2 protein-coding genes are annotated in these 1635 nt (G+C 69.7%); both read right to left on the bottom strand.

Annotation, left to right across the window (positions count from 1 at the left end; translation table 11 throughout):
• Positions 1–699 (bottom strand): hypothetical protein (locus tag EII35_RS15510; RefSeq protein WP_148098972.1); only part of this gene is annotated, 699 nt, incomplete at its 3' end.
• Between the two features lie 82 nt (positions 700–781).
• Positions 782–1635 (bottom strand): hypothetical protein (locus EII35_RS16140; RefSeq protein ID WP_221739806.1); only part of this gene is annotated, 854 nt, incomplete at its 5' end.

Below are 1635 nucleotides of genomic sequence, written 5' to 3'. Positions count from 1 at the left end.
GGTGGGGTCGAGGTCGAGGCCCTCGATCCAGGCCAGGGCCTCGCGTTGGGGGCCGGGGCGTTCGCCGCGTTCGATCACGCTCAGCAGGGCGTCGAGGAGGGCGGTGTCGTCGGTGGGCTCGGTGCGGCGGAGTTTCGTGGCTGCCTCGCGGATCCTCGCCACGCGTTCCTCCCGGCTGTCGAAGGAGTTGTCGAAGCTGCCCGGGATGGCGCAGGCTGCGAGGAAGTGGTCCTGCCAGCGCTCTCCGGGGGCGGGCATCGTCCCCGACCAGCCGATGAGGTAGGCGGAGGAGTCGGGGAGGGGGAGATCCAAGGCGACGACGAGGCGCGATATGAGAGCGTTGGCGGTCTGGGTCGCCCAACGTTTGCGCAGGAGGCCGGTGAGGAAGGCCGTGGTCCATTCCTGGCCCCGTTGGGTCGCGAGCCGGACGAAGGGTTCGAGTCCGTCATCCTCCCGCAGGTGGAATGTGAGCCCGCGGTCGAACAGGGACAGGACCTTCGCCGCCGGAACCTCGAGGGCGGCGGCCGCGAGGGGAAGCCGACTGGCGATGCGGTGCCGCGCGTCGTACGACTCGCAGGCGGCCTCGTCGAAGGTTTCGACGATCCTCCCCTCCTCGGTCCGGATCGTGCTGGGTGTCAGCTCGCCGGGGTCCAGTTCCTTCCGCCACTGGGCCAGCGACTTCGGGGCCTGTTTTGACAAGGTGCGTCGCTCAGTGCCTCCAGCCGGGAGACGAGGTCCTCGGCGTTCTGGCTGGTCCTGATGAGGTTCGGGATGTCGATGGTCACAGCTGGTCCTTGATGAGGCGGGCGGTGGTGATGGCCTTCGACGAGCCCTTGCGGGCGGCCAGGGCGCAGATGTTGGGCAGCTCGACCTTGTGCGGCACCTCGGGCAGGAGGGCGAGCACCGTCTCGAGGATGGTTGAGGCGGTGGCAGGGACCTTGTTGGCTGCGGCGAGTTCCTCCGCGATCTCGGTCAGCAGGGGCCAGGCCAGCGCGAGGCCGCCGGCCTCGGCGATGAGGGCCAGCAGGGCCGCGACCTTGGCGTCGGACCGTTCGATGCCAAGGCGCGCCGTTTCTGACCAGAGACGAGTCCACAAGGGGGAGTGCCAGGCCGTGAGGAGGTCGTCGGGGATCAGGCGTCCCTCGTCCCAGGCCTGCAGCAGTTCCGCGGCGAGGGTTGTGCGGTCCTTGACCAGGATCGCCCCGGCTGCGGCCAGTGTGGCGACCGCGAGGGGCTCGTCGAAGCGGCGCGCCACGGCCAGGCAGTCGGGCAGCCTCCTCAGGGCCGCCGCCGGGCCGGAGCGGGCGATGTCGTTGAAGACCTTGCTGACGGGGCGGGCCAGGTGCGTGGGGATGAGGTACTCGGGGATGCAGTACTCCCCGCTGGGGACCTCCAGCACCTCGTGCCACCACGGCTCGTCGCCTTGGACCGTGAAGATCGGTTTCATCTGCCAGGCTGGCACATCCTCGACGATGAATGTGGGTGGTTCCACGGCTGCGTCGCGCCACACGGTGAAGATGCTGGCGAAGCCGTCGTTGAGGCCGCGGATGGGGGCGTCGATGTCGGCCAGTTCGTCGCAGCGGTCGCGGTCGCATCGTCCCAGCGCGACGGCGAGGTCGGCGGGTTCCAGGGCGA

The organism is Arachnia propionica, assembly GCF_003932785.1.
Lineage (GTDB): Bacteria > Actinomycetota > Actinomycetes > Propionibacteriales > Propionibacteriaceae > Arachnia > Arachnia propionica_B.
Note: the sequence above shows the minus strand (reverse complement) of the source record. Positions and strands in the feature narration are given on the sequence as shown.